Here is a 1,430-nt window from a genome sequence, read left to right on the forward strand (position 1 = left end):
TTAGAAGGTCGCCGCACCGCTGCCCCATGGGCCGTGGTGGAAGTCCTTGCCGTCGAGACGATCGAAGCCGTGGGCGCCGAAGAAGTCGCGCTGTGCCTGGATCAGGTTGGCGGTGCCGCGACCCTGGCGGTAGGCGTCGAAATAGGTGAGCGCCGAAGTGAGCGCCGGAACCGGCAGGCCGGCCTGCAGGGCGGCACCGACGACCCGGCGAAGCGCCGGCAGCGATTCCTTGACCATGTCCGCGAAGGTCGGCGTCACGATCAGATTGGCGACGTCAGGCGCCTTGGTGAAGGCCGAGGTGATCTCGTCGAGGAACTGCGAGCGGATGATGCAGCCGTCACGCCAGATCTTGGCAATGGTTGGCATCGGCAGCGACCACTTGAACTCGCGCGAGGCTTCCGCCATCACCGCGAAGCCCTGAGCGTAAGCGCCGATCTTGGCGGCGAACAGAGCCAGTTCCAGATCCTTGACCAGCTCGGGGCCGTAGGCGACCGGAAAGTTGTATTCCGGCTTGCCGAAGATCTTCTCGGCGGCTTCGCGCTCGGTCTTCATCGACGACAGGCTGCGGGCGGCAACGGCCGCTTCGATCGCCGTTGCCGGAATGCCCATGTTCTGCGCTTCGATCGCCGACCACTTGCCGGTGCCCTTCTGGCCGGCCTTGTCGAGGATCATGTCGACCATCGCACCGCCGGAGATCGGATCGGTCGCGGCCAGAACCTTCTCGGAGATCTCGATCAGATAGGAGTTCAGGCGGCCCTTGTTCCAGTCGCCGAAGATGCCGGAGATGTCCTTGGCGCTCTTGCCGAGACCGTCGCGCAGAACGCCGTAGATTTCGGCGATCATCTGCATGTCGGCATATTCGATGCCGTTGTGGATCGTCTTGACGAAGTGACCGGCGCCGTCATTGCCGAGCCAGGCGACGCACGGGTCACCCTTGTACTTGGCGGCGATCGAGGTCAGCACCGGCTCGACGCGCTTCCAGCTATCTTCCGTGCCGCCGACCATGATCGACGGGCCGTGACGCGCACCTTCCTCGCCACCGGAAACACCCATGCCGATGAAGGTCAGGTCGGTGTCTTTGAGGCGGTCGAAGCGGGCGATCGTGTCGCGGAAGTTGGCGTTGCCGGCATCGATCATGATGTCGCCCTTGGAGAGATGTGGACGCAGCAGCTCCATCTGCTGGTCAACAGGCTCGCCGGCCTTGATCATGATGATGATCGGGCGCGGCGGGCGGATCGCCTCGACGAATTCCTCGATCGTCTTGCACGGAATGATCTGCTTCTTCAGATCGCCGGCGCTCTCGTAGAACTCGTCCGTCTTGTCGGGCGTGCGGTTGAACACCGCAATCTTGTTGCCCTTTTCCGCGATGTTCAGAGCGAGGTTGGAACCCATGACCGCAAGGCCGATCAGCCCGATTTCTGCCTTTTCCA

General features: G+C 63.1%; 1 protein-coding gene. It reads right to left on the reverse strand.

Features of this window, described 5'->3' with window-relative positions; all coding sequences use genetic code 11:
* Window positions 1–1,430, reverse strand: a 1,430-nt coding sequence (gene gnd / locus J5286_RS13210; protein ID WP_209215354.1) for an NADP-dependent phosphogluconate dehydrogenase, incomplete at its 5' end; no start/stop codon positions are given.

This window comes from Rhizobium sp. 16-488-2b, assembly GCF_017741815.1.
Lineage (GTDB): Bacteria > Pseudomonadota > Alphaproteobacteria > Rhizobiales > Rhizobiaceae > Rhizobium.